The following is a 6,327-nucleotide window of genomic DNA, read 5'->3' as shown; positions in this document are numbered from 1 at the left end:
ACGACCCTTATTTATGAATTCACTATTTTGTTATTCTGTCAATGCGTAAGTCCTAAAAATCTAAAATCTAAAATCTAAAATCCAAAATTGAATGGCTTTTAACTTTTAAAGTTGCGCCCGAATAGTAAAAGCATAATCTCCTCCAGGCTCTAGCTGGTAATCTTGTTGCTCCAAGAATCGACCGAGGGGTTCTTTGATTAGGGCACGGCCTTGGGAAGGCTTGACAGCAAGTTCTCCTCGGCGAAAATGCCACTGGAAATGCCACTCAAACTCACCTGCACTCACTTCGCCTTCAAGGAAGCCGTGTTGCCAGGATTGGCGAGTAATTCTGACATGGGCAATGGTTTCTGGCAGACGTTTTGCACTCACAATGCTTTATGTCAACTGTGGAATAACAGCCGCTCATATAGGCTGGCTACTTATTTTATTTAACATATCGCGGAAGTCCCTACCCTCAACTCTTAGTAGGGTGGGATTGTGAACTGACAAAGTGGGTATTTGTAGTTCACTAAGTTGTGTTCATGAGCCAAACGACTTCAGGATACTGAAGTTGCGGCTATAACCTGGGCGGATTTTATAACCTAATTTGGGGTTTATCAGATTCCGGGTGGAGATGTCAAGCGATCGCGCACAAAAAATTTAGAGGTTTCTGAGTTTTTAATATCTCCCTTAAGGATGCTGAGGCACTTAGGGCGAGTAATTTTTTTAGTTTCTCAGAAATAAGAGTATCTTAGAAACTGCATATTTGATGCTCTTTTCATCAGTATATTGTGGGTTGATTGGAATTTCCTCGCCAGATTTCAGCATAATTACAGCCCGATAAACTTTGGAGTATTTATATTGCCGTTCTTGGATATCAAAACGCAGAATACTTTCTAGTGGATGTTCGATAATTTGGTTGCCACGCAAACTTTTACGTTCGATAAAGACCTTATCAATACTCTTATAGAAGGTGCAGGTAGTTGCCGGTGATGTAGCAAAATAAGCAGCGATCGCCATTATAAATAATGTAAATAAACTTGAGAAAAATAGATAATTTCGCTGATTCTGCTGCACTAATAGGGAAACTTGCCCAGAGGCGATAAAATAATTGATTTTTGAAACAACTTCCTCATCTTCTTGATAGCTAATATGCGATAGCAGGGCAAATTCTCCAAATGGAGTCACAATCATAACTTCATAGCTTTTGCTCCCTTTACTACCAGTCTTTGTCAGGATGTATGCTTCCTGAAGATCAAATATTTTAAGTTTCTCCATACTTTCCAGCAAATTAAACCGCTTCAATTCACAATTAATTTGGTTTGAAGAAGGTCGAATGCAACTGAGACTAAGTGAAGCAGAATCAAAAACTAAGCAGTAAATCAAAAAGCTTAAAAAGATAATAAAAATAGACCATCCACTAAACCAATAGCTAAATGGTCGATGCTTTAGCTGCAATTTAGTATGGGTTTGTGCGACAATTTTCATCGATACCTGTGTATAGAATACTTAACCCCTGAGTAGAGTATTCCCCTTGTTGCCCATTTACTGATCACCAAGTATAAGTACTAAGGAGGATTTATTATGAATGCCTAACTAATAGATAATTGGGACAGAAAGCTATAGCTAAAAGCATGGAAACCAAACAGCTAGGAAAAACTGGTATCTTTGTGAGTGCGATCGGTTTGGGTGGTATGCCCATGTCAATTGCTAATCGCCCTCCTGAATCGCAATCAATCGAAGTTATTCATCAGGCGTTGGATTTGGGTATTACATTTATTGACACTGCCGATGCTTACTGCAAAAATGAGTCAGATAAACATCACAACGAACAGCTAATTCATAAGGCACTTAGTAGTTATAAAGGCGATGTTAGTCAAGTACTTGTGGCAACGAAGGGCGGTTTGATGCGTCCCGATGGCAACTGGACAAGTAACGGCAACCCAGAACATTTACGCCAAACAATTCGCGTCAGTTTTGAGGCTTTGGGTGGTGCTAAACCCATCGATGTTTGGCAATACCATTCGCCTGATCCTAAATACACCATTGAAGAATCCCTTGCACCAGTTAAAGAAGCAGTAGAGGCTGGTTTGATTCGGTTTGTAGGAGTTTCTAACTTTTCCGTTGAACAAATTAAGCGGGCACGGGATGTGGTAGATATTGTCTCAGTACAGAATCAATATAGCCCTTGGCAACGACAGCCAGAAAATGACGGCGTGTTGAAGTATTGCAAACAGCAAGGATTAACCTTTTTGCCTTGGAGTCCCTTTGGTGGTAGGCGTCGCCATCAGGATTTGCAAGATATTGCTGCGATCGCTCAGTTAGCGAAAGAAAAAGGCGTATCGGTGTATAATATCGTCTTAGCGTGGTTGCGTTCCAAATCACCCGCTATTTTGCCAATCCCCGGTGCTAGTAAGGTTTCCAGTATTGAAGACTCCACACAAGCTATCAATGTGAAACTATCTGATGAAGAAGTGCAAAAAATTGATCGGGCAACTTAATCATTCCACTAGTTAAGGTAGATGTGGTAGAAGTTGCCTAAAATTTTCGTGGCTTATAGAGTGAGCATTTTAATGCTTACTCTACTTTGGTCTATTTATTAAAATCCACTATAAATCTTACCAAAAGACGCTAAGAAGTAACGTGAGTTCGACGGTTTGAAAAAGTGCAAAAAAAGCTGAGACTATCGGACGATCATCGCGCCCCATTAAAACTTCGTCAGCCAGCACTTATAACCTGCCAAATCTACCAATTTTTAGGTCAAGAAATTTTCTGTTTGCAACCACCTATTTTTAATATGCCCCTCCCTGGCATTGAGGAGTTTGAATTTTCCTGATAAGTTGTACTATATAGGAATCATATTTAATTTCTAAACAAAACTCCTTACAATCCTCCTGTCCCTGCCTACGTAGATAAATTCAAGAATCAAAGCGGATTCCTAGAGACATCAGTCAGCTATTGATTATGTTTTAGCTATGCCTAGCTAAAAAAAAGTAGCATCAAAAAAATTACAGTTTATACGATAGGTATTTATGCCAGCAAAGTTTCATATTCAGACAGAATGGGCAACGGGTTTTCTTCACTAAAACTAGGTAGAAAATGTCCTATAAAAGTTGCGTGTCTGGAAGATGAGTAAATATCTAGTTAATAAACTGGCTATTTAGATAATCAGAAAAAATCCATTGTCTTTGAAATTAAATCGCTGCTATTGGGAGGAGATTTTTCACTCTCATTGTAAATAGCGTGTTGGTATTTTAAATTCTACAACGAACAACAAAGCTGGATGTTTTCAAATTCAGACTATACCAGTCGAATGAAACATTCAACTGGTAGTATTTCAAATGTTTTTTAGTTTTATTTCAACCCCTCAAAGCTATCAGGAGTAAATATGCAAGCAGCAAACGTAACTTTGGGTATTCCTTCTTTCGACACTATGAATACCCAGGATTATATTGAACTAGAACAGCAATATGGTGCTGATAATTATCATCCTTTAGATGTAGTTATTACTAAAGGACAAGGTGTGTGGATATGGGAAATAGATTGGGCATTGGAGAAAATTGAGCTAGTTTTGACAACCACTTGTTAGTTTGACGTAAATTGAGTATGATGGGTGAATTGTAGTGTTTAAAAAGTTATTAATAGCAAAATTGAACAATCGTTTCATCCAACTCATGAGTATCTGGGATTTGCACGTCAAGTTAAATAAAAGACGGCAATCTGATCCTGGTTTGTCCTGGTACGACCACTGCGAAGCGCCTAGTACGTTGGCAAGACTTGCCTTGTAGTCGCTGTGCAGACCGTATAACTTTTATTTTCAATAAAAAGGACAATCTACCATGAATCGTGAAGAACTTTTGCAACAGACTGTGCAACCAATTGACATCAAAGCTTTCGATGTTGTTGGCTTAGTGGAAGCTATGAGTAAGACAGCTTTCCAAGGTCGAAATTTGGGACGGGCAGCAAAAATTTATGATGCAATGCTGCAAGATAAAGAATGTACGATTATTCTGTGTTTAGCTGGGTCTTTATTTAGTGCTGGACTCAAGGGAATAGTCCACGATTTAATTACTCACAATATGGTAGATGCGATCGTGTCTACTGGCGCTAACATTGTTGATCAAGATTTTTTTGAAGCGTTGGGTTATTGTCATTATGTTGGCGACCCCTTTGCTGATGATGAAGTGCTAAGACAGCAACGGATAGACCGCATATATGACACTTACATTGATGAGGATCAACTGCGAGTGTGTGACATGACCATTGCAGAAATCGCCGAGAATTTACAGAAGCGTCCCTATTCTTCACGGGAATTTATTGAGCAGATGGCGGTTTATTTAGAACGTCGGGGTAACTATGGTCAATCTGTGGTGCAAGCCGCTTATCAACACCAAGTACCAATTTTTGTCCCCGCTTTTAGTGACTGTTCTGCTGGATTTGGCTTAGTGCATCACCAATGGAATTCTCCAGAATCTCATGTCACGATTGACTCGGTGCGGGACTTTCGGGAGTTGACGCAGTGCAAACTAGCTTCCAACTACACTGGATTGGTGATGATTGGTGGTGGTGTACCAAAAAACTTCGCTCAGGATACGGTGGTAGCTGCGGAAATGCTGGGATTTGAGACGAGTATGCACAAGTATACAATTCAAGTCACTGTCGCTGATGAGCGGGATGGGGCTTTATCTGGTTCTACCCTCAAAGAGGCTCATTCTTGGGGGAAGGTAGATAAAGCTACTGAACAGATGGTGTTTTCTGAGGCGACTGTAGCGTTCCCGTTAATTGCGGGGTATGCGTATCATAAGGGGAACTGGCGGTCGCGCCAACCACATCATTTAGCTGAGTTATTCACTAAACCTCAACCCAAGGTAGCGACTGTATAGCAATTTGAGGGGGCTTTTTTGTCCCCTCTACAAGAGATCATCGCCCCATATTGCCCTATATTGCCAAGGCTGGACGATGATGAATCCAAGGGTTAGCCGCTTCTAATTGTGCTGCTAGGCTGATAATTGTGGCTTCAGCGGCAGGTTTACCAATTAGTTGCACACTGATGGGTAAACCCTTACTGTCAAAGCCTACAGGAATTGCGATCGCAGGTTGTCCAGTTGCATTTGCAGGCGGACAAGGGGCAACCCACTCAATAATATTTTGGAATGTTTCTTCTGGACTCAGCGAAGCCCATTCCCCAACGCGGATGGGTGAATGTAGATAAACTGGCAATACCAGCACATCCACGGTATCGAAAAACGCCACAATTTGACGTGCCACTACCTGCATTTGAGAAACTGCTTGCAGGTATTCTCCAACGGAACCTGTGCGTGCAAATAGCCAGCGATTTAATGGTTGCAAGGCTTCAACTGGAAGTCCCGCCGCCGCTACCCCAGCTTGCCAGACGATTTGAAAGGGTTCAACTAAAGCACTGAAATCCGGGGATTTCTGTTCAACGTGGTGGCCGAGTTGTTCTAATAACTGGACGGTTTGGCGGACACCTTGCTGACAGTTAGCGTCAGCTTCTCCCAAAGGAGAAATGCTAGTGTCAAAGGCAATTCGCAAAGTACCAGGTTTTGTCTGAGTGGCGGCGAGAAATGATGGTTCAGGATCGGGCAACCAGTAAGGATCGCCTGTGACATAGCCAGATATGGTATCCAAAAGGGCAGCAGCATCAGCAACAGTCCGGGCGATGGGGCCATTGACAGCAATTCCAGCCAGGCGTTCGCCTACAGGTGCTTTACTCACTCTGCCTCTGGATGGTTTGAGTCCCACCAAACCACAACAAGCCGCAGGCCCCCGAATTGAACCACCACCATCAGAACCTTGAGCGATCGCACATAATCCCGCTGCTACTGCTGCTGCTGCGCCACCACTGGAACCGCCAGGGGTGTATTCTAAATTCCACGGATTCCTCGCTGGGGGAAAACCCGCAGGCTCACTGTACGGAAATGAACCTAATTCGGAAGTGGCTGTTTTACCGATAATAGTAAATCCAGCTTGCTTAATCCGTGTTACAACACCATCATCATAGTTAGGAATATTATTTAGTAATGCCGGATTTCCGTAAGTACAAGTAACACCTGCTACAGCATTTAGGTCTTTGATGGAAATCGGCACGCCAAAAAATGGCGGTAATTTTGAGGTAGTTGTCAATAATTCTGTTTTGGCTTTGGCATCTGCGATCGCTAATTCTGCCGTCACCGTAAAATAACTTCCTAATTGAGGATTTAATTGCCCAATCCGTTCTAAATATATTTCTACCAACTCTAGTGGTGATAGTTCTCGGCGACGAATTAATTGCGCCAACTCTAGTGCTGGGGTAAATGCTAAATCAACTTCATTCATAGGTTAGTGAAT

General features: G+C 41.9%; 6 protein-coding genes. 3 read left to right on the top strand and 3 right to left on the bottom strand.

Annotated features, from left to right (window positions below; all coding sequences use genetic code 11):
• Positions 1 to 105 precede the first annotated feature (105 nt).
• On the bottom strand, positions 106 to 369 hold the full coding sequence (locus tag HWQ39_RS14595; protein ID WP_179067550.1) for a DUF3146 family protein: 264 nt from the start codon (positions 367 to 369) through the stop codon (positions 106 to 108).
• Positions 370 to 705: 336 nt separating this feature from the next.
• Positions 706 to 1,467, bottom strand: coding sequence for a hypothetical protein (locus HWQ39_RS14590; RefSeq protein ID WP_292845987.1), 762 nt, complete (start codon positions 1,465 to 1,467; stop codon positions 706 to 708).
• A 146-nt stretch (positions 1,468 to 1,613) separates the two neighbouring features.
• Here HWQ39_RS14590 and HWQ39_RS14585 point away from each other — a divergent pair, with 146 nt between their 5' ends.
• The 3 genes from HWQ39_RS14585 (at position 1,614) to HWQ39_RS14575 (ending at position 4,862) form a co-directional block, all read left to right on the top strand.
• The gene (locus HWQ39_RS14585) at positions 1,614 to 2,480 is read left to right on the top strand and encodes an aldo/keto reductase (RefSeq protein ID WP_292845984.1); all 867 of its coding nucleotides are present in this window, start codon (positions 1,614 to 1,616) and stop codon (positions 2,478 to 2,480) included.
• Positions 2,481 to 3,367: 887 nt separating this feature from the next.
• Entirely contained in the window at positions 3,368 to 3,568 is a 201-nt protein-coding gene (locus HWQ39_RS14580) for a hypothetical protein (protein WP_292845981.1), read from the top strand.
• 250 nt (positions 3,569 to 3,818) lie between these two features.
• Entirely contained in the window at positions 3,819 to 4,862 is a 1,044-nt protein-coding gene (locus HWQ39_RS14575; RefSeq protein ID WP_292845978.1) for a deoxyhypusine synthase, read from the top strand.
• A 55-nt stretch (positions 4,863 to 4,917) separates the two neighbouring features.
• Here HWQ39_RS14575 and HWQ39_RS14570 read toward each other — a convergent pair whose 3' ends face one another.
• The gene (locus tag HWQ39_RS14570; protein WP_292845975.1) at positions 4,918 to 6,315 is read right to left on the bottom strand and encodes an amidase; all 1,398 of its coding nucleotides are present in this window, start codon (positions 6,313 to 6,315) and stop codon (positions 4,918 to 4,920) included.
• Between the last annotated feature and the right edge of the window lie 12 nt (positions 6,316 to 6,327).

Origin of the sequence: Nostoc sp. NMS8 (assembly GCF_017115045.1) — a bacterium.
Taxonomy (GTDB): Bacteria; Cyanobacteriota; Cyanobacteriia; order Cyanobacteriales; family Nostocaceae; genus Nostoc.
This window is presented reverse-complemented; position numbering and strand designations above follow the sequence as displayed.

What these genes read in the sequence shown, in the direction of transcription:
- HWQ39_RS14590 (WP_292845987.1), bottom strand. Translation starts at nt 1,467, where the DNA reads ATGAAAATTGTCGCACAAACCCATACTAAATTGCAGCTAAAGCATCGA.
- HWQ39_RS14585 (WP_292845984.1), top strand. Translation starts at nt 1,614, where the DNA reads ATGGAAACCAAACAGCTAGGAAAAACTGGTATCTTTGTGAGTGCGATC.
- HWQ39_RS14580 (WP_292845981.1), top strand. Translation starts at nt 3,368, where the DNA reads ATGCAAGCAGCAAACGTAACTTTGGGTATTCCTTCTTTCGACACTATG.
- HWQ39_RS14575 (WP_292845978.1), top strand. Translation starts at nt 3,819, where the DNA reads ATGAATCGTGAAGAACTTTTGCAACAGACTGTGCAACCAATTGACATC.
- HWQ39_RS14570 (WP_292845975.1), bottom strand. Translation starts at nt 6,315, where the DNA reads ATGAATGAAGTTGATTTAGCATTTACCCCAGCACTAGAGTTGGCGCAA.